Genomic DNA, 20,261 nt, shown 5'->3' with positions numbered 1-20,261 from the left:
ACTGGATGTTCATTCAACCTGTTCAGGAAACAAAATCAGCGCTCGATCTGATTTTTGCTTCCATCAATGGTATTTTCGGTCAATGAATCTATATCGCTGCTTCGTCTACCTGACATTACTTCTCTGCGCTGGCTGTATAAAAACAGCCAACATCCCTCCCGCAGACCTCTCTTTATCGTCTTTTGAATTAGGGCCGAATAATCTTTTCACTGTGAAATTTACTTCAACAGTGGACCTGGCTAGCGCATTCAATGATTTCGAAAACTCTAATCAGCTCACGCCAACGCTGACCTGCTCGTTAGATGGCGATATGGATTTTTCGTCCGAGCATTCAATCAATATAAAGGCTGAAGGCCTGGTGAGCGCGAGCAGCCAAACCCGACCAAATTACACCTTCACTTCAGAACTTGTTTTTTACAATACAAGACCCGATGGGACGCAACTCGATCTGAATGATTACGAAGCCGTCCGACCGCTACTAGCCAATAAAGCTTTTATACCCTGCAAGGTACGCATTACCGCGTATGGATATAAAACCTATTACACAAAGTCATTGATCATTCCAACCACAAAAATGACAGAACAGATATTTAAAAACCCTTAATCTTTTTAGATAACACCGAAGCAAGGAATGACCTGAAGTATCTGCCCGCTGCTGCCGGATATACCTGGGGGTTATTGGCCGTCTCCAGTGACTCAATCTCCCGTCACAAACCTGTCACCCCCAACCTGCTAACCTCCCCTGCGCCACTTACCCAAGAGCCCCAAAAAAAGGTGCCCCAAGGTGTACTCCGTTGCCCCACCCCGCCAAACAATCATCCTCCGCTCCGAAAACCTCCACGCCGAAGACTTCGGCGCCCTCTTCTCCCGGTTCTTCGGCAATCGCTACGCCGACTCCCCGCCAATCCCTTCCAGCATCATCATCGGCGGTGTCTACGGCAGGCACGACGGCGTGAGTTTCCGGCGCATGCATTACCACGGTGATTTCACTGTCACCTTCCCCGCCCCGCAGGATGAGATCACCTTCGTGATTCCCACGGCGGGCAAGATTGTGTTCAACCACCGTACCGAGTCCGTCGGTGTGGCGCAGGTGGGGTTGGCGATTGATAAGGCGGATATCCGTTCGATGCGGTTTCTCGACGATCATGCGCAGCACGGGATTTCCGTGAGTCGGGCGCAGCTCACGGAGCGGTTGGCGGCGTTGTTGGGGCGGCCGGTTGTGCAGAAGATTGTGTTTGAGCCGGTGGTGGATCTGCACACGGCGGCGTTTCGGGGGATCAAGGCGTTGATTGATCTGGCGACGGGCACGGAGTTTGATCTGTTGCTCAACAGCGGCACGCTGATGCCGTCGCGGTTGCGCGAGATGTTGATTGATGCGGTGCTGGAGGCGTGGCCGCACAATTTTACCGAGGCGTTGCGCCAGCCTGCACCGAGGGTGGCGCCGCGGCATGTGAAGTTGGCGATGGCGTTCATTCAGGCGCATCCGGAGCAATTGGTCAGTGGCGTAGAGCTGGCGCGGTTGAGCAATGTCAGTCAGCGCGCTTTGCAGGAGGGGTTTCGGCGGTTTGTCGGGATGTCGATTGTGGCGTATCAGCGGCAGGTGCGACTGGAGCGGGCTTTCGAGGCGCTGCGGCATTCGGCGTCGGTGACGGAGGTGGCGTTGCGCTTTGGCTTCAGCAATGTCGGGCGGTTTTGTCAGTATTTTCAGCAGGCGTATGGGGTCAGTCCGGCAGATTTGCGTTCGGGCGCGCGCGCGCGACGCTGACAGGCGTGGGCGACGAGAGTATTGATCTGCGGCAAGATCGGCCGATCGCGCCAGCGCTAATCTGTAGACGCTGATTAACAGCCGTGCAGCCGCACGTCACGGGCCGTGGGCCAAGGTGGCGTCAAATGAACAAAAAACGCATTGTCTGGGGGAGCATTCTCCTGGGCCTTCCGTGTGTCTTGCTTCCCGTACTTTTGATGGGTTACGTCGCCTGGGTGTTGAACCTGGCAGCGGCGCAGCAACGTCTCGAATCGCTGGCGTCCGTGGCATCCAGCCGCGCCAACAATACTTTCCATGAAGCCGCCGGGGTGCTGAAGAGCGTCGCCGCGTCGAGCCTTGCACCGTGTACGCCGGAGAGCATCGACGAGATGCGTCTGCTGACGATCAACACGTTCGCGGTGAAGTCGATCGGCTATGTCGAGGAAGAGGTTTATGCCTGCGGTTCGTGGGGGCCGGTGGGCCATCGGGTGACGCCGTGGAAAGAAGACTTCATTACATCTGATGGCGTGCGCGTGTCGCTCGGCGTACAAGCGCGGATCGTGCCAGCCAAGCCGATGATGGCGCTGCAGTACGCGGCCTTCAATGTGCTGGTCGACCCCGAGCAGTTTTTGCAGGTCCTGGTCGAGGACGATGTGCATTTGATGGTCGGTACCGCTGCCGGGCATCTGGTGGGAATTTCGCGGCCGGGGACGGAGCGCTTCATGAGTCGCGTGCATCTGGGCCCTGCTTCGGCGCTGGAGGATGGTTATCTGTATACGCTGGTGCACAGCGGTGACTGGGTGGCGATTGCGGCGGTATCGCGTCATGAGTTGCTGCAAGGGCTGGTGCGCCGCGAGATGCTGTTGCTGCCGATAGGCGGGTTGATTGCCGGGATGCTTGCGCTGTTGATCGTGCGGCGCACGCGCCGGCGTTTGTCGCCACTGGCCGAGCTGGAGCTGGCGGTGCGCAATCGTGAGTTCATCGTGCACTATCAGCCGATCATGGATTTGAGCGATGGCGCCTGTGTCGGGGCCGAAGCGCTGGTGCGCTGGCGGCATCCGGACGGCAGCCTGGTGCGGCCCGATCTGTTTATCCCGCTGGCCGAAGAGAGCGGGTTGATTCTGCCGATCACCGACCAGGTGATCGATCACGTCGTGCAGGATCTGGGGCCGCTTCTGGTCAAAGAGCGCAACCTGCATGTGGCGATCAATCTGGCGGCGGCGGATGTCAGCAGCGGCCGTTTCCTGCCCCGACTCAAGTCCGCGATTAGCAAGGCTGATGTGTGGCCGAGCCAGATCTGGCTGGAGGCCACGGAGCGCGGTTTTGTGCAGATCGAATCAGCGCGGCAAACGATGAATCAGGCACGCGAGTTGGGGCATCTGGCAGCTATCGATGATTTCGGCACCGGGTTTTCCAGCCTGCAGCATTTGCAGCAGTTGCCGCTGGATGTACTGAAAATCGACAAGTCGTTTGTCGACACCATCGGGCGCGATGCAGAGGCGAGTTCGGTGACGGCGCACATCATCGACATGGCCAAGAGTTTGCGCTTGAAGGTGGTGGCTGAAGGGATTGAGACAGAGGCGCAGCTGGAGTATCTGCGCAATCGTGGGGTGGATTTCGGGCAGGGTTGGTTGTTTGCCAAGCCGATGCCTGCGGGGGAGTTTTTGCGGTTCGTTGGGGAGCGTTGTGGGGCGGGTGCGGAATTGAATGGTCAGGTCGGCGAGCTGGCTGAGTGTGTTTGACAAGGCAGGTTTTTGGGGCCGCTTTGCAGCCCAGCGGGAGCAAGCTCCCTCGCCACAGGTTTGGGAGCGCTCCTCAGTTTCGGGGTCATCCTTGACCTGATTGTCATCCCATCACTTAAAACGCGTAACTGGCCTTGAGGCTGCCGCTGAAACCGTGGCTGTCACCACCGCCGCTGGCACCGACTTCTGCGCCGACGCTGACGGCGCCAAGGCTGGCCATCAGGTTGACGCCGCCGCTGAACTGGTCGCGGTTGTCGAAGGCAGCGCGTTGTTCGATGTCGAGGCCCAGCAGGTGGCCCTGGCTGTTGACGTCGTTGTTGCCCAGCGTGCGCTCGTAGCCGACTTGTACGCCTGGCACCAGTTGCCACGCGCCCATCGCCACCGGGGCGAACGCCACGTTGAGGTTGGCGACGGCGCTGCGGCGGGTGGCGGTGTTGTCGTCGACGTCGAGTGCCAGTTCGCTGCCCTTCTCTTGGAAGCCTTTGAGGTCGAGGTGGCTGATTCGCACACCGAGGCTGGGTTCGAGGATCATGCCGTTGACCGGTGCGCGGTAACCCAGCGCCAATGTTGCGCCGGTGAGGTTGCCGTGGGTGTCGCCCTTGGCCGTGCCGAGGCCGCCGCCGAGTTCGCGCTTGCTGGCGTAATCGACGTAGCCGGCGCTGACATTGGCGTCGACGAACAGCCCGCGTTCCAGGCTGGTGAAGCCGTAGCGCGCACCGAGGTCGAAGAAGGTGAAGTCGGTATCGGCCTCGCCGCCCGCACCGCCGACGGTGCCTTTGCTGTAGCCGAAACCGCCGCGAGCGCTGAGTTGTTCGGAGAAGCGCTGGGTGATGCCGACCATCAGGCCTTGGCTGTGTTCGTTGCTGCTCTCGGCGTGGGACGAGCCGTCGGTGCCGAGGTAACCGGCGAGCGCGGTGGTCCACAACCGGTATTGACCGACTTTCAGATCGGAGCCGCTGGCGTAGGGGGCGGCGGCTTGTTCGATCAACGCGTTCTGCCGCAGCAAATAGCTGGCGGCGTCGGCGTGAACCTGGCCGCCGACCTGAGCTTCGACACCGCCGAGGGTGCCGGCGTCGATCGCTGATTGCAGGTAATAGTTGTAGGCGCTGTAGGTGCCAGACAGGTTGGTGTTCTGCAATTGACGCAGTAATTCAGCACCGGCAGCGGCGTTGCCGACCAATCCGGCCTGCACCGGCAGGCTGTTGTATTCGACCAGTTTGCCGCGCAGCACGTAGATGGTTTCCTGCGACAGGCCAAGACCTTGTTTGAGGTAGTTGTCCATGCTGCCGTATTCGGCGGTGACTTCATCAAGACCGGCCTGCAGGTAGCTGGCCTGCACGCCAAGCAGCGGCGCATAGATCGAGGCCATGCTCGGCGGCAACGCCTTGAGGGTCGCGGCGACGCGCGCGGCCGTGTAGTCGTTGGTCGCCAGGTAGTTGGCCATGATGGTCGCGTTGTCGACTCCGGCGATGCTCTGCAGCACGGCGGCCGTCCAGCCCGTGCGGTCCTTGCCGGCGGTGCAATGGAACAGTTGCGCGCCGTCGGTGCTGGCCAGTTCGTTGAATAACTTGCCGAACTGCCCGCGCATCCCCGCGTCGCTGACGAAGGCGCGGTTGGTCTGTTCCATCATGGCGATGGCATCGGCGGCACTTTTGAACGACACGGTGGTGATGTTCGCGCCCGAGGTGGTGCTGCCGATGATGTCGATGTTCTGGTAGCTCGCGCCGCTCAGCATTGTGTCCGGCGTACCAGCGATTTCGCTCGGCGTGCGCAGGTCGTAGACGGCTTTGATGCCGAGGCTGTTGAGGGTCGCCAGATCCGCTGCCGACGGCGTGATCGCGTTGGAGCGGTAGAACACGCCACCGCGCATCGTGCCATCGTGGGCCGTGGAATACGCGGTGGTCAGCCCGGCGACATCACGGAAGTTGTCGATGCTTTTCAGGCGGGGCGTGTCGAGCACGACCGGCTCGGCAGCCTGGACAGCAGCGATGGACAGGCTCAGAACAGACAGCGAACACACAAGACGTTGAAACACAGTGCAGCCTCATTGGAATTAGCGTTGGGCTGGCTACTATCTGCAATCAACTGATACCGAATATGACAGAACGACTGCGCAAGAAAATGGCTGCGCGATCGGGCCATGGGCTGCGTTTTTTGTCCGTCAGGGATCAGTTTGTTTCGAAAATTCCGGGAGCAACAGATAACCCTGTGGGAGCTGGCTTGCCAGCGAAGGCGGCCGATCAGCCGGGAAGGATGGAGACTGACACGGCCCCACCGCTGGCAAGCCAGCTCCCACAGTTTTTTTGCGGTGAGCTCAGGATTGGCAGCTGCCAGAGATACAAAGTGGGAGCTTGCCTGCTAGCGGTTTCGGTGCATGACCATCTCCAGCCCCTCGCCCATGTCTGGCGCCTTAAAGTATCGAGTGATCAAATCAAACTCCGCTCCGACGCCGCCAACTCATGCTCGGCCAGCGTGTTGCGTGCATGCAACCGAGCACGGCAGATGGCGTCATCCACTTTTTACCCGAGGCGATCTTGCCGCACATCAGGTGTAGTGTGGGTGCACGCATTGGGGACGCTTCCTTATGTCGATTGCTGGATAATGCCCAACGCCTGTCAGCGAGGCCACTGAGGCGCTTGCCCCACGAGGAACCCAGATGACCACAATCACCGCACGCCAATGCTCGTCCTGGGTGCTACTTACCCTGCTCGCCACCGGCATGGCGCTGATGCCCGGCTGTTCGAGCAAACGCTACGCCACCAACGGCTCGAACTGCTACGCCAAAGCCGTGCCCACTTCCGGCGAAGGTGGTCTGGCCTGGGGCGACACCTTGAGCATGGCGCGCAAGAAGTCGATGAATAACTGCATGCGCTATGCGAGCCGCTCCGGAGGCACGCCGAACACCTGTCAGGTGGTGCAGGCGCAGTGCAAACGCTGAAGACAATTGATGAGTTCTGCTCATGAACCCTAGCAATCAAAACCGTATTGTTGAGCAATGAACAGCCCTATAAGGTGACGGAACACTTGGAAAGAGCTGCCCACCATGAAAAATCCTGCACAAGTGATCGTCGTCATCGGTCCCGGTTCTATTGGCCAGGCCATCGCCCGCCGGGTCAGTGCCGGCAAGCATGTGGTACTGGCTGACCTGAAACAGGAGAACGCCGACGCAGCAGCCAGAGTCCTTTTCGATGCAGGGTTTGAGGTCACCGCGACGGTCGTCGACATCGCCTCTCGTGAATCGGTGCAGGCCCTGGTGCAGACCGCCACCGCCATCGGCGAGATCAGCGGCGTGATCCTTGCCGCTGGCGTTTCCCCTTCGCAGGCGCCAGTCGCGACCATTCTTCGAGTGGATCTGTATGGCACGGCGCTGGTGCTGGAGGAATTCGGTAATGTCATCGCCAAGGGCGGCTCGGCGGTGGTGATCGCCTCGCAGTCTGGCCATCGCCTGCCGGCTCTGAGTGTCGAGCAGAACAAGGCACTGGCCACCACGCCGGTGGAAGAACTGTTGGCGTTACCGATGCTACAAGCTGATCAGATCAGCGATCCCTTGCACGCTTACCAGATTTCCAAACGCGGTAACTCATTGCGGGTGATGGCCGAGGCGGTGCGTTGGGGCAAGCGTGGGGCGCGGGTCAATACCATCAGCCCGGGGATCATTTTCACCCCGCTGGCACGAGACGAACTGAGCGGCCCGCGTGGACCCGGCTATCAGCGCATGATCGACTTGAGCGCCGCCGGACGCGGTGGCACACCAGATGAAGTCGGCGCGGTCGGTGCGTTGCTGATGGGGCCGGAAGGCACGTTTATTACGGGTAGCGATTTCTTGATGGATGGGGGTGTGACGGCGGCGTACTTGTACGGCGATCTGGCGCCGCAGTAATCATTCACTGAGACGACCTGTTCTTTGGCAAGCCCGCCCGCACAGGTTTACGCAACCGTGGAGAGGGGATTCAGCCCCTCGCCACAGGCTCCTCACTACGAAGTGACCGTCTGCTATCAGCGCTTCAACGCCGCCGCATTCGCCCGCGCGGTGTGCAGCTTTTTGTAACTGTCGATCAGACGCAAATGCCGATCCAGCCCTTCGAGCTTCATGCTGGTCGGTGTCAGACCGTAGAAACGCACACTGCCGTTGACCGAACCAATCGCCGCGTCCATGCGCTCGTCGCCGAACATGCGACGGAAGTTGGCTTCGTAATCGGCCAGTTCCAGGTCTTCGTCCAGCTCCATCTCCAGGCACACATTCATCGCCTGATAGAACAAGCCGCGTTCGACAGTGTTGTCGTTGTATTGCAGGAACGCTTCGACCAGGTCCTTGGCCTGCTCGAATTTCTGCAGGGCGAGGTAGATCAGCAGGCGCAGTTCCAGAATGGTCAGCTTGCCCCACGGCGTGTTGTCGTCGAACTCGATACCGATCAGCGTGGTGATGTCGGTGTAATCATCCAGCTCGCTGTTTTCCAGGCCTTGGGCCAGGTTGCGCAGACCGACTTTGCTCAAGCTGTGCAGGTTGAGGATGTCGGCGCGGAATTGCAGGGCCTTGTTGGTGTTGTCCCAGATCAGATCGTCGACCGGGTAGATTTCCGAGTAATCCGGCACCAGGATCCGGCAAGCGTTGGCGCCGAGATCGTCGTAGACCGCCATGTAGGCTTCTTTGCCCAGGTTTTCGAGAATGCCGAACAGCGTTGCGGCTTCTTCGGCGTTGGAGTTTTCGCCCTGCCCCGAGAAGTCCCACTCGACGAATTCGAAGTCAGACTTGGCACTGAAGAAGCGCCACGACACCACACCGCTGGAGTCGATGAAGTGCTCGACGAAGTTGTTCGGTTCGGTCACTGCCTGGCCGGAGAACGTCGGTTGCGGCAAATCGTTCAAGCCTTCGAAGCTGCGGCCTTGCAGCAGCTCGGTCAGGCTGCGCTCCAGCGCCACTTCCAGGCTCGGGTGCGCGCCGAACGAGGCGAACACACCACCGGTGCGCGGGTTCATCAGGGTCACGCACATCACCGGGAATTCACCACCCAGCGACGCATCCTTCACCAGCACCGGGAAGCCCTGCTCTTCCAGGCCTTTGATCCCGGCGAGAATGCTCGGGTACTTTTCCAGTACTTCCTGCGGCACGTCCGGCAGGGCCATTTCGCCTTCGAGGATTTCGCGTTTGACCGCGCGCTCGAAGATCTCCGACAGGCACTGCACCTGGGCTTCAGCCAACGTGTTGCCGGCGCTCATGCCATTACTCAGGAACAGGTTTTCGATCAGATTCGACGGGAAGTACACCACCTCACCATCCGACTGGCGCACGAACGGCAGCGAGCAGATGCCACGCTGGGTGTTGCCGGAGTTGGTGTCGTACAGGTGCGAGCCTTTGAGTTCGCCGTCGCGGTTGTAAATGTCCAGGCAGTAGTCGTCGAGAATCTCTGCCGGCAGCTCGTCTTTCGGGCCGGGCTTGAACCAACGCTCGTTCGGGTAATGCACGAACTCGGCGGTGGCGATGTCTTCGCCCCAGAATTGATCGTTGTAGAAGAAGTTGCAGTTCAGGCGCTCGATGAACTCGCCCAGCGCCGAGGCCAGTGCGCCCTCTTTGGTCGCGCCCTTGCCGTTGGTGAAGCACATCGGCGAGTGCGCGTCACGGATGTGCAGCGACCAGACGTTAGGCACGATATTGCGCCACGAGGCGATCTCGATCTTCATCCCCAGATCCGCGAGAATCCCCGACATATTGGCGATGGTCTGCTCAAGCGGCAGGTCTTTACCAACGATGTAAGTGCCCGCCTCCGACGTCGAATGCGGCATCAGCAGCGCCTGCGCGTCGGCGTCGAGGTTTTCGACTTCCTCGATCACAAACTCGGGACCGGTCTGCACGACCTTCTTCACCGTGCAGCGATCAATCGAACGCAGAATGCCCAGGCGATCCTTTTCAGAGATGTCCGCCGGCAATTCGACCTGAATCTTGAAGATCTGGTTGTAGCGATTTTCCGGGTCGACGATGTTGTTCTGCGACAGGCGAATATTGTCGGTCGGGATGTTACGCGTCTCGCAATACAGCTTCACAAAGTAAGCCGCGCACAAGGCCGACGACGCCAGGAAGTAGTCGAACGGCCCCGGTGCCGAGCCATCGCCTTTGTAGCGAATGGGCTGATCGGCAATCACCGTGAAGTCGTCGAACTTGGCTTCAAGTCGAAGGTTGTCGAGAAAGTTGACCTTGATTTCCATGCGGGTTTACCAGAGAGCAAAAACGAATTGGCGGCCATTATCCGGGTTTTCAGCCTGACGTCTTGTGCTTTTGCGTAATCATCGCCGAGTGGGCTGTGCGGCGCCTGTGCGGCTGCGGGCGACAAAAATGCCACGAGCAGTGAATTATTTCGTGTCTTCTTGTATCTGACGGAAAGAACCCATGCCACCAAAACAATGGCATCGAATCCGTTCAGCTATGAGTGACCCGCATGAAATCAAGGAAAAACAAGGTCAATCCCATCGGATTGAAAGACATCACCATTGTCGACGACGCCAAGATGCGCAAAGCGATCACCGCCGCCGCGCTGGGCAATGCCATGGAATGGTTCGACTTCGGGGTCTACGGATTTGTCGCCTATGCACTCGGCAAGATCTTCTTCCCCGGGGCTGATCCTGGTGTACAGATGATTGCAGCGCTGGCGACCTTCTCAGTGCCGTTCCTGATTCGTCCGCTGGGCGGGCTGTTCTTCGGTGCGCTGGGCGACAAATACGGGCGGCAGAAAGTGCTGGCCGCGACCATCGTGATCATGTCGCTGAGCACCTTCGCCATCGGCCTGATACCGTCCTATGAGTCGATCGGCATCTGGGCGCCGATCCTGCTGTTGCTGGCGAAAATGGCTCAGGGTTTTTCGGTCGGCGGTGAGTACACCGGCGCCTCGATCTTCGTTGCCGAATACGCGCCCGACCGCAAACGCGGCTTCCTCGGCAGCTGGCTGGACTTCGGTTCGATTGCCGGCTTCGTCCTCGGTGCCGGCGTGGTGGTGCTGATCTCGACGATCATCGGCGAAGAGAAATTCCTCGAATGGGGCTGGCGCCTGCCGTTCTTCCTCGCCCTGCCGCTGGGTATGATCGGCCTCTATCTGCGGCATGCACTGGAAGAAACTCCGGCATTTCAGCAGCACGTCGAAAAACTCGAAGAAGGCGACCGTGAAGGTCTGGCGGGCGGGCCGAAAGTCTCGTTCAAGGAAGTCGCGACCAAGCACTGGCGCAGCCTGATGACCTGCATTGGCGTGGTGGCGGTGACTAACGTCACCTATTACATGCTGCTGACCTACATGCCGAGCTATTTGTCGCACAACCTGCACTACAGCGAAAACCGTGGCGTGCTGATCATCATCGCGATCATGGTCGGCATGCTGTTCGTGCAGCCGGCGATCGGCTTTATCAGCGACAAGATTGGCCGCAAGCCCTTCATTGTTGTCGGCAGTATCGGTCTGTTTCTGCTGGCGATTCCGGCGTTCATGCTGATCAACAGCGGCAAGATCGGCCTGATCTTTTCCGGTTTGCTGATCCTCGCGGTGTTGCTGAATTTCTTCATCGGCGTCATGGCCTCGACCCTGCCGGCGATGTTTCCCACGCACATCCGCTACAGCGCCTTGGCCGCTGCGTTCAACGTCTCGGTGCTGATCGCTGGTCTGACCCCGACCGCCGTGGCCTGGCTGGTGGAAAGTACCAACAACCTGTACATGCCGGCCTACTACCTGATGGTGATTGCCGTGGTTGGCCTGATCACCGGCGTGACCATGAAAGAGACCGCCAACAAACCGCTACGGGGTGCTGCACCGGCGGCGTCTGACCTTGAGGAAGCCAAGGAACTGCTCAAGGAACACCACGACCACATCGAGCAGAAAATCGAAGACATCGACGCCGAAATCGCCGAACTGGAAGCCAAACGCAAGGAGTTGGTGCAGCAGCATCCGCGCATTAACTGAGCCGTTCGCAGCGCGGCCACTCTAAACAGAGTCGAGTGGCCGCATAAGCGCCGTGCAACTCAATCCGCAGACGACCACTCACTGAATTGACGAAGGTTGCGCCATTCTAAACAACCTCGATATCGAAGGTGCCAGCGTGGACACTCACCCCGATCGTCGCAACAACCTCTCGTTGGACAGCCTGAACTTCTTCCTCGCCGATGTGCGCGACGGACTCGGGCCGTATCTGGCCATTTACCTGTTGGCCGTGCATCACTGGGAACCGGCCAGCATTGGGCTGGTGATGACCCTCGCTGGCGTCGCCGCCCTTGTCACCCAGACACCCGCCGGTGCTCTGGTCGACAACACACGCAGTAAACGAGCGGTCATCGCGATTGCCGCGTTGCTGGTGACCGGCAGTTGCGTGGTATTGCCATTCGTGACGTCCTTCAGTCTGGTGGCGATCACTCAAGCGCTGAGCGCCGCAGCGGCATCGGTGTTCGCACCGGCCATCTCGGCGATCACCCTGGGCATCACCGGCCCGCGCGCGTTCACCCGGCGCACCGGACGCAACGAGACTTTCAACCATGCTGGCAACGCCTGCGCGGCGCTGCTGGCCGGTGGGTTTGCCTACTTGTTCGGGTCGGTGGCGGTGTTCTATCTGATGGCGGTCATGGCGCTGTGCAGCGTGATCGCCGTGAGCTTCGTCGACAGCAACGCCATCAACCATGATCTCGCCCGTGGACTTGATCCAAGCGACGCCGCCCACGGCAAGACGCCATCGGGATTGACGGTGTTGCTGACCAACAAAGTGCTGCTGATGTTCGCCATCTGTTGTGCCCTCTTCCACTTGGCTAACGCGGCGATGCTGCCACTGGTGAGCCAGAAACTGGCGCAGGTCAACTTGCAAATGGCGACGCCACTGACTTCGGCCTGTATCGTCGCCGCACAACTGGTCATGGTGCCGGTCGCCCTGCTGGTTGGGGTCAAAGCCGATGTGTGGGGACGCAAGCCGCTGCTGCTCGCGGGCTTCCTGATTCTTCCGTTGCGCGGCGTGCTCTACACCTTGTCCGCCGACCCTTACTGGCTAGTGGCGGTACAGATGCTCGACGGCGTCGGCGCAGGGATCTTCGGCGCGCTGTTCCCGGTGGTAGTGAAAGATCTGACCTTGGGCACCGGCCACTTCAACGTCAGCCTGGGCGCGCTCTCGACCGTTTTCGGCCTGGGCGCAGCATTAAGTGCCAGCGTCGCGGGTGTTGTATTGCAGGAAGCCGGTTACAACGCGGCATTTCTGACCCTGGCGGTGATTGCCGGGGTGGCATTCGTTCTGTTGTGGTTGGCGGTACCGGAGACCTTGCGGCGGGTGGGGAATGATGTGAATGTTCTTGACCGTGAGGCGCCCTTCACTGCTCCGCCGTAAAACCCTATATCGTTAAGTGGGAATTGCTGACGAGGGAGGAAGGATTTGGCTGATAACAAGCTTGTGTTCAGCGAGAGTGATTTGGCGCAAATGCAGCGCTTCAACCGCAAACTCGCCTGGCTGCCGCGGTTTCGCGTTCGCAATCGGCTGACGCCACGTTTGATCCAGACATTGCTGCGCGTCAGTCAGATGCTCGGCGCGGACAAACCGGTCAAGCACGGCCTTCAAGTGCAAAGCACTGTGGTTCATTCGCACGCTGCTTCAGTGCCCGTCCGAATCATCCGCCCACAAGGAAAGCCCAAGGGTGTGGTACTTGATTACCACGGTGGCGGCTGGGTGATCGGTAATGCACGGATGAACGATGACCTTAACATCGCAATGGTCAAGGCTTGCAACGTGGCAGTGGTGTCAGTTGACTATCGGTTGGCAGTCAATACACCGGTTGAGGCGTTGATGGCGGATTGTCTTTGCGCCGCACGCTGGCTGCTGAGCGACAATTGCACGGAATTCGTTGGCCTGCCGGTGATCGTTGTCGGCGAATCGGCGGGCGCACACTTGGCAACCGCAACGTTATTGGCACTCAAACCTGCACCCGGTTTGTTGCAACGCGTCTGCGGCGCTTTGCTGTATTACGGCGTCTACGATCTCGCGGGCACCCCAAGCGTACACGCCGCACCTGCAGAAACGCTGGTGCTCGACGGCCCGGGCATGGTCGAGGCGCTGCGCCTGCTGACTCCAGGATTGAGTGATGATGAACGCCGGCAGGCACCATTGTCTCCGCTTTACGGCGATTTGAGCGGATTGCCACCGGCGTTGATGTTCACCGGCGAACTGGATCCACTGCGCGATGACACGCTGGAACTCGCTGAGCGTTGGCAACAATCGGCACCAGTTGAAGTACATCTACTGCCCTCGTCCGCCCATGGCTTTATTCATTTTCCTACCACCATGGCTAGTCGTGTTCTGGACTACAGCCGGAAGTGGCTTTCGCGTCAGATCGGGGTAATTAAGTGCTAATTGGCGAGCCAAGCACTTTCCTGCGGACAAAACAAAAGCCCAACTGCTTTCGCAATTGGGGTTTCGGAATTTAATCTTGACGATGACCTACTCTCACATGGGGAAACCCCACACTACCATCGGCGATGCATCGTTTCACTTCTGAGTTCGGGATGGGATCAGGTGGTTCCAACGCTCTATGGTCGTCAAGAAATTCGGATACTGACTCGTGACCGGCTGGCCTCGCTTCAGCAAATCGGGTATGTGATACAGGTGCTTTGTGAGCAGCGCGAACTTTCGGTTCATTGCGTCTTCACACACCGCAATCTGGTCTCTTTCGAGCATTCAGATTGCTTGGGTGTTATATGGTCAAGCCTCACGGGCAATTAGTATTGGTTAGCTCAACGCCTCACAGCGCTTACACACCCAACCTATCAACGTCGTAGTCTTCGACGGCCCTTCAGGGAACTCAAGGTTCCAGTGAGATCTCATCTTGAGGCAAGTTTCCCGCTTAGATGCTTTCAGCGGTTATCTTTCCCGAACATAGCTACCCGGCAATGCCACTGGCGTGACAACCGGAACACCAGAGGTTCGTCCACTCCGGTCCTCTCGTACTAGGAGCAGCCCCTCTCAAATCTCAAACGTCCACGGCAGATAGGGACCGAACTGTCTCACGACGTTCTAAACCCAGCTCGCGTACCACTTTAAATGGCGAACAGCCATACCCTTGGGACCGGCTTCAGCCCCAGGATGTGATGAGCCGACATCGAGGTGCCAAACACCGCCGTCGATATGAACTCTTGGGCGGTATCAGCCTGTTATCCCCGGAGTACCTTTTATCCGTTGAGCGATGGCCCTTCCATACAGAACCACCGGATCACTAAGACCTACTTTCGTACCTGCTCGACGTGTCTGTCTCGCAGTCAAGCGCGCTTTTGCCTTTATACTCTACGACCGATTTCCGACCGGTCTGAGCGCACCTTCGTACTCCTCCGTTACTCTTTAGGAGGAGACCGCCCCAGTCAAACTACCCACCATACACTGTCCTCGATCCGGATAACGGACCTGAGTTAGAACCTCAAAGTTGCCAGGGTGGTATTTCAAGGATGGCTCCACGCGAACTGGCGTCCACGCTTCAAAGCCTCCCACCTATCCTACACAAGCAAATTCAAAGTCCAGTGCAAAGCTATAGTAAAGGTTCACGGGGTCTTTCCGTCTAGCCGCGGATACACTGCATCTTCACAGCGATTTCAATTTCACTGAGTCTCGGGTGGAGACAGCGCCGCCATCGTTACGCCATTCGTGCAGGTCGGAACTTACCCGACAAGGAATTTCGCTACCTTAGGACCGTTATAGTTACGGCCGCCGTTTACCGGGGCTTCGATCAAGAGCTTCGCGTTAGCTAACCCCATCAATTAACCTTCCGGCACCGGGCAGGCGTCACACCCTATACGTCCACTTTCGTGTTTGCAGAGTGCTGTGTTTTTAATAAACAGTCGCAGCGGCCTGGTATCTTCGACCGGCATGAGCTTACGGAGCAAGTCCTTCACCCTCACCGGCGCACCTTCTCCCGAAGTTACGGTGCCATTTTGCCTAGTTCCTTCACCCGAGTTCTCTCAAGCGCCTTGGTATTCTCTACCCAACCACCTGTGTCGGTTTGGGGTACGGTTCCTGGTTATCTGAAGCTTAGAAGCTTTTCTTGGAAGCATGGCATCAACCACTTCGTCACCTGAAAGGTAACTCGTCATCAGCTCTCGGCCTTAAGATCCCGGATTTACCTAAGATCTCAGCCTACCACCTTAAACTTGGACAACCAACGCCAAGCTGGCCTAGCCTTCTCCGTCCCTCCATCGCAATAACCAGAAGTACAGGAATATTAACCTGTTTTCCATCGACTACGCTTTTCAGCCTCGCCTTAGGGACCGACTAACCCTGCGTCGATTAACGTTGCGCAGGAAACCTTGGTCTTTCGGCGTGGGTGTTTTTCACACCCATTGTCGTTACTCATGTCAGCATTCGCACTTCTGATACCTCCAGCAAGCTTCTCAACTCACCTTCACAGGCTTACAGAACGCTCCTCTACCGCATCACTTGCGTGATACCCGTAGCTTCGGTGTATGGTTTGAGCCCCGTTACATCTTCCGCGCAGGCCGACTCGACTAGTGAGCTATTACGCTTTCTTTAAAGGGTGGCTGCTTCTAAGCCAACCTCCTAGCTGTCTAAGCCTTCCCACATCGTTTCCCACTTAACCATAACTTTGGGACCTTAGCTGACGGTCTGGGTTGTTTCCCTTTTCACGACGGACGTTAGCACCCGCCGTGTGTCTCCCATGCTCGGCACTTGTAGGTATTCGGAGTTTGCATCGGTTTGGTAAGTCGGGATGACCCCCTAGCCGAAACAGTGCTCTACCCCCTACAGTGATACATGAGGCGCTACCTAAATAGCTTTCGAGGAGAACCAGCTATCTCCGAGCTTGATTAGCCTTTCACTCCGATCCACAGGTCATCCGCTAACTTTTCAACGGTAGTCGGTTCGGTCCTCCAGTCAGTGTTACCTAACCTTCAACCTGCCCATGGATAGATCGCCCGGTTTCGGGTCTATTCCCAGCGACTAGACGCCCTATTAAGACTCGCTTTCGCTACGCCTCCCCTATTCGGTTAAGCTCGCCACTGAAAATAAGTCGCTGACCCATTATACAAAAGGTACGCAGTCACAGAACAAAGTCTGCTCCCACTGCTTGTACGCATACGGTTTCAGGATCTATTTCACTCCCCTCTCCGGGGTTCTTTTCGCCTTTCCCTCACGGTACTAGTTCACTATCGGTCAGTCAGTAGTATTTAGCCTTGGAGGATGGTCCCCCCATATTCAGACAAAGTTTCTCGTGCTCCGTCCTACTCGATTTCATGACTAAGAGACTTTCGCGTACAGGGCTATCACCCACTATGGCCGCACTTTCCAGAGCGTTCCGCTAATCTCAAAGCCACTTAAGGGCTAGTCCCCGTTCGCTCGCCACTACTAAGGGAATCTCGGTTGATTTCTTTTCCTCAGGGTACTTAGATGTTTCAGTTCCCCTGGTTCGCCTCTTGCACCTATGTATTCAGTACAAGATAACCATCTTATGATGGCTGGGTTCCCCCATTCAGACATCTCCGGATCAAAGTCTGTTTGCCGACTCCCCGAAGCTTTTCGCAGGCTACCACGTCTTTCATCGCCTCTGACTGCCAAGGCATCCACCGTATGCGCTTCTTCACTTGACCATATAACCCCAAGCAATCTGGTTATACTGTGAAGACGACATTCGCCGAAAATTCGCAAAACTCTTAAGAGTCACTCACAAATTTTACCTTAGCCTGATCCGTTACCAGTGAAAGTAACGTTCAGTCTATCTTTCTATCACATACCCAAATTTTTAAAGAACGATCTAATCAAAAGACTAGAAATCAGCATTCACCATCACAGCGATGGAATGCTCATTTCTAAGCTTTCAAACTTCAGAAGCAGTGGTGGTGGAGCCAAGCGGGATCGAACCGCTGACCTCCTGCGTGCAAGGCAGGCGCTCTCCCAGCTGAGCTATGGCCCCGTATTTCTACAGGTTTCCCACACAAAAATTGGTGGGTCTGGGCAGATTCGAACTGCCGACCTCACCCTTATCAGGGGTGCGCTCTAACCAACTGAGCTACAGACCCAATTTCGGGCTGCTTCTATCGTCTTCTTCAATGAATCAAGCAATTCGTGTGGGAACTTATGGAGCAGCTGATGTCGTCGATTAAGGAGGTGATCCAGCCGCAGGTTCCCCTACGGCTACCTTGTTACGACTTCACCCCAGTCATGAATCACACCGTGGTAACCGTCCTCCCGAAGGTTAGACTAGCTACTTCTGGTGCAACCCACTCCCATGGTGTGACGGGCGGTGTGTACAAGGCCCGGGAACGTATTCACCGCGACATTCTGATTCGCGATTACTAGCGATTCCGACTTCACGCAGTCGAGTTGCAGACTGCGATCCGGACTACGATCGGTTTTATGGGATTAGCTCCACCTCGCGGCTTGGCAACCCTCTGTACCGACCATTGTAGCACGTGTGTAGCCCAGGCCGTAAGGGCCATGATGACTTGACGTCATCCCCACCTTCCTCCGGTTTGTCACCGGCAGTCTCCTTAGAGTGCCCACCATAACGTGCTGGTAACTAAGGACAAGGGTTGCGCTCGTTACGGGACTTAACCCAACATCTCACGACACGAGCTGACGACAGCCATGCAGCACCTGTCTCAATGTTCCCGAAGGCACCAATCCATCTCTGGAAAGTTCATTGGATGTCAAGGCCTGGTAAGGTTCTTCGCGTTGCTTCGAATTAAACCACATGCTCCACCGCTTGTGCGGGCCCCCGTCAATTCATTTGAGTTTTAACCTTGCGGCCGTACTCCCCAGGCGGTCAACTTAATGCGTTAGCTGCGCCACTAAGAGCTCAAGGCTCCCAACGGCTAGTTGACATCGTTTACGGCGTGGACTACCAGGGTATCTAATCCTGTTTGCTCCCCACGCTTTCGCACCTCAGTGTCAGTATCAGTCCAGGTGGTCGCCTTCGCCACTGGTGTTCCTTCCTATATCTACGCATTTCACCGCTACACAGGAAATTCCACCACCCTCTACCATACTCTAGCTTGCCAGTTTTGGATGCAGTTCCCAGGTTGAGCCCGGGGATTTCACATCCAACTTAACAAACCACCTACGCGCGCTTTACGCCCAGTAATTCCGATTAACGCTTGCACCCTCTGTATTACCGCGGCTGCTGGCACAGAGTTAGCCGGTGCTTATTCTGTCGGTAACGTCAAAATTGCAGAGTATTAATCTACAACCCTTCCTCCCAACTTAAAGTGCTTTACAATCCGAAGACCTTCTTCACACACGCGGCATGGCTGGATCAGGCTTTCGCCCATTGTCCAATATTCCCCACTGCTGCCTCCCGTAGGAGTCTGGACCGTGTCTCAGTTCCAGTGTGACTGATCATCCTCTCAGACCAGTTACGGATCGTCGCCTTGGTGAGCCATTACCTCACCAACTAGCTAATCCGACCTAGGCTCATCTGATAGCGCAAGGCCCGAAGGTCCCCTGCTTTCTCCCGTAGGACGTATGCGGTATTAGCGTTCCTTTCGAAACGTTGTCCCCCACTACCAGGCAGATTCCTAGGCATTACTCACCCGTCCGCCGCTGAATCCAGGAGCAAGCTCCTTTCATCCGCTCGACTTGCATGTGTTAGGCCTGCCGCCAGCGTTCAATCTGAGCCATGATCAAACTCTTCAGTTCAAACATCTTTGGGTTTTTAAGAAACCCTAAACTTGGCTCAGCAATCGTTGGTTACATCTTTGATTTCTCGCGGAGTAACTTGTGATGCTGATAATCTTGTTGACTATCAGTCTGACTCCACAAGCACCCACACGAATTGCTTGATTCAGTTGTTAAAGAGCGATTGGTTAAGATCTTTCGTCTCAACCGAGGCGCGCATTCTACAGCAGCCTCATTTGCTGTCAAGTGATTATTTTCAGAAGCTTTCGAAGAATTCTTCAACAACTTCAACCACTTGCGCTTCCGATCTCTCGTTAGCGGGAGGCGAATTCTACAGCGTTACACGCTGCTGTCAACACCTCTTTTTCTCCGCTTTCGACCGAGAAGATCGAACCGTCAAAAGAGCCAAACATCACCGCTCTTTTAACTCCTTCCAGGCTTCGATGAACTGAAGCAACCCACTGTCGAAAACCGCGTAACTCATTGAATCTCAAGGAGTTTTCCGTTTCGACTGCGCCGGAAGTGGGGCGAATTATAGACCTCCAGAATCTGCCGTCAACCGTTAATTTCAGTTTTCTGTCGAGACACCGAAAAAGCCTGCTTATATATAGACGCAACGTCAGCGGATGCGCAGCATCCGGTCCATCACCTGAAACAATTTCCGGTGATGCTTCACAATGACAGCCCAACTGCCTGGATCGTCCCCCATGCCCGATTCCCGAATACGCCCCACTCCAGCCCCCTTGCTCAATCCAGGCGAGACCGTGGTGCTGTTCGACGGCGTCTGCAAGCTATGCAACGGCTGGGCGCGTTTTCTGATTCGTCATGACAACAAGCAGCGAGTGCGCCTGGCGGCAGTGCAATCGCCAGAAGGTCAGGCGTTGCTGGCATGGGCCGGTCTTCCGGTCGACGAGTTCGACACGATGGCGGTGATCCGCGACGAGCATTACTGGGTGCGCTCCGATGCGTTCTTCGAAGTGATTGCACAACTGCCGGCTCGTTGGTCGCCGGTCAGGCTTCTGCGAGTTTTCCCACAAGCACTTAGAGACTGGACCTACGACCGCGTGGCACTGAATCGCTATCGGATCTTCGGCAAGTACGACACCTGCCTGTTGCCCGACCCCGATCACGAACGTCGCTTTCTCAAGTCGCCAATGTGAATG

General features: G+C 57.1%; 11 protein-coding genes, 2 tRNA genes, 3 rRNA genes and 1 pseudogene. 9 read left to right on the top strand and 8 right to left on the bottom strand.

Features of this window, described 5'->3' with window-relative positions; genetic code table 11:
- The first annotated feature begins 82 nt into the window (after positions 1-82).
- The 3 genes from AB1J88_RS05320 to AB1J88_RS05310 all read left to right on the top strand — a co-directional run bounded on the left by AB1J88_RS05320 (position 83) and on the right by AB1J88_RS05310 (position 3,486).
- Positions 83-604 (top strand): hypothetical protein, encoded by a 522-nt coding sequence (locus tag AB1J88_RS05320; protein ID WP_430290428.1) that lies wholly within the window; start codon positions 83-85, stop codon positions 602-604.
- A 180-nt stretch (positions 605-784) separates the two neighbouring features.
- On the top strand, positions 785-1,765 hold the full coding sequence (locus tag AB1J88_RS05315) for an AraC family transcriptional regulator (protein ID WP_430290427.1): 981 nt from the start codon (positions 785-787) through the stop codon (positions 1,763-1,765).
- A 125-nt stretch (positions 1,766-1,890) separates the two neighbouring features.
- Positions 1,891-3,486, top strand: coding sequence for an EAL domain-containing protein (locus AB1J88_RS05310; RefSeq protein ID WP_222019147.1), 1,596 nt, complete (start codon positions 1,891-1,893; stop codon positions 3,484-3,486).
- 115 nt (positions 3,487-3,601) lie between these two features.
- On the opposite strand, the gene AB1J88_RS05305 is transcribed toward AB1J88_RS05310, so the two are convergent.
- Both AB1J88_RS05305 and AB1J88_RS05300 read right to left on the bottom strand, forming a co-directional pair.
- On the bottom strand, positions 3,602-5,521 hold the full coding sequence (locus AB1J88_RS05305; RefSeq protein ID WP_430290426.1) for a tyrosine-protein phosphatase: 1,920 nt from the start codon (positions 5,519-5,521) through the stop codon (positions 3,602-3,604).
- Positions 5,522-5,844: 323 nt separating this feature from the next.
- A pseudogene (locus AB1J88_RS05300) lies at positions 5,845-6,005 on the bottom strand (ATP-binding protein); the annotation flags it as partial.
- Positions 6,006-6,142: 137 nt separating this feature from the next.
- Here AB1J88_RS05300 and AB1J88_RS05295 point away from each other — a divergent pair.
- Together AB1J88_RS05295 and AB1J88_RS05290 are read left to right on the top strand one after the other, a co-directional pair.
- Positions 6,143-6,424, top strand: coding sequence for a hypothetical protein (locus AB1J88_RS05295; protein ID WP_430290425.1), 282 nt, complete (start codon positions 6,143-6,145; stop codon positions 6,422-6,424).
- 105 nt (positions 6,425-6,529) lie between these two features.
- Complete coding sequence (locus tag AB1J88_RS05290; protein ID WP_086794872.1) at positions 6,530-7,366, top strand: SDR family oxidoreductase; 837 nt, start codon at positions 6,530-6,532, stop codon at positions 7,364-7,366.
- A gap of 116 nt (positions 7,367-7,482) precedes the next feature.
- On the opposite strand, the gene AB1J88_RS05285 is transcribed toward AB1J88_RS05290, so the two are convergent.
- Positions 7,483-9,687 (bottom strand): OsmC domain/YcaO domain-containing protein, encoded by a 2,205-nt coding sequence (locus AB1J88_RS05285; protein WP_430290424.1) that lies wholly within the window; start codon positions 9,685-9,687, stop codon positions 7,483-7,485.
- Between the two features lie 230 nt (positions 9,688-9,917).
- Here AB1J88_RS05285 and proP point away from each other — a divergent pair, with 230 nt between their 5' ends.
- The 3 genes from proP to AB1J88_RS05270 all read left to right on the top strand — a co-directional run bounded on the left by proP (position 9,918) and on the right by AB1J88_RS05270 (position 13,836).
- Entirely contained in the window at positions 9,918-11,420 is a 1,503-nt protein-coding gene (gene proP / locus AB1J88_RS05280; protein WP_041071723.1) for a glycine betaine/L-proline transporter ProP, read from the top strand.
- Between the two features lie 136 nt (positions 11,421-11,556).
- Positions 11,557-12,819, top strand: coding sequence for an MFS transporter (locus AB1J88_RS05275; protein ID WP_430290423.1), 1,263 nt, complete (start codon positions 11,557-11,559; stop codon positions 12,817-12,819).
- 90 nt (positions 12,820-12,909) lie between these two features.
- Complete coding sequence (locus tag AB1J88_RS05270) at positions 12,910-13,836, top strand: alpha/beta hydrolase (RefSeq protein ID WP_430292661.1); 927 nt, start codon at positions 12,910-12,912, stop codon at positions 13,834-13,836.
- A 74-nt stretch (positions 13,837-13,910) separates the two neighbouring features.
- Here AB1J88_RS05270 and rrf read toward each other — a convergent pair.
- From rrf to AB1J88_RS05245, 5 genes are all read right to left on the bottom strand, one after another.
- A 5S ribosomal RNA gene (gene rrf, locus AB1J88_RS05265) occupies positions 13,911-14,026 on the bottom strand.
- 154 nt (positions 14,027-14,180) lie between these two features.
- Positions 14,181-17,072 (bottom strand): 23S ribosomal RNA (locus tag AB1J88_RS05260).
- Between the two features lie 247 nt (positions 17,073-17,319).
- Positions 17,320-17,395, bottom strand: a tRNA-Ala gene (locus tag AB1J88_RS05255).
- Positions 17,396-17,424: 29 nt separating this feature from the next.
- Positions 17,425-17,501 (bottom strand) — tRNA-Ile (locus AB1J88_RS05250).
- A gap of 81 nt (positions 17,502-17,582) precedes the next feature.
- A 16S ribosomal RNA gene (locus AB1J88_RS05245) occupies positions 17,583-19,119 on the bottom strand.
- The 16S, 23S and 5S rRNA genes sit together here with 2 tRNA genes alongside, the layout of an rRNA operon.
- 686 nt (positions 19,120-19,805) lie before the next feature.
- Between AB1J88_RS05245 and AB1J88_RS05240 the strand changes: the two genes are divergently transcribed.
- Positions 19,806-20,258, top strand: coding sequence for a thiol-disulfide oxidoreductase DCC family protein (locus tag AB1J88_RS05240; protein ID WP_041074706.1), 453 nt, complete (start codon positions 19,806-19,808; stop codon positions 20,256-20,258).
- Positions 20,259-20,261 lie beyond the last annotated feature (3 nt).

This window comes from Pseudomonas sp. S8 (assembly GCF_050473925.1).
Lineage (GTDB): Bacteria > Pseudomonadota > Gammaproteobacteria > Pseudomonadales > Pseudomonadaceae > Aquipseudomonas > Aquipseudomonas parakoreensis.
Note: the sequence above shows the minus strand (reverse complement) of the source record. Positions and strands in the feature narration are given on the sequence as shown.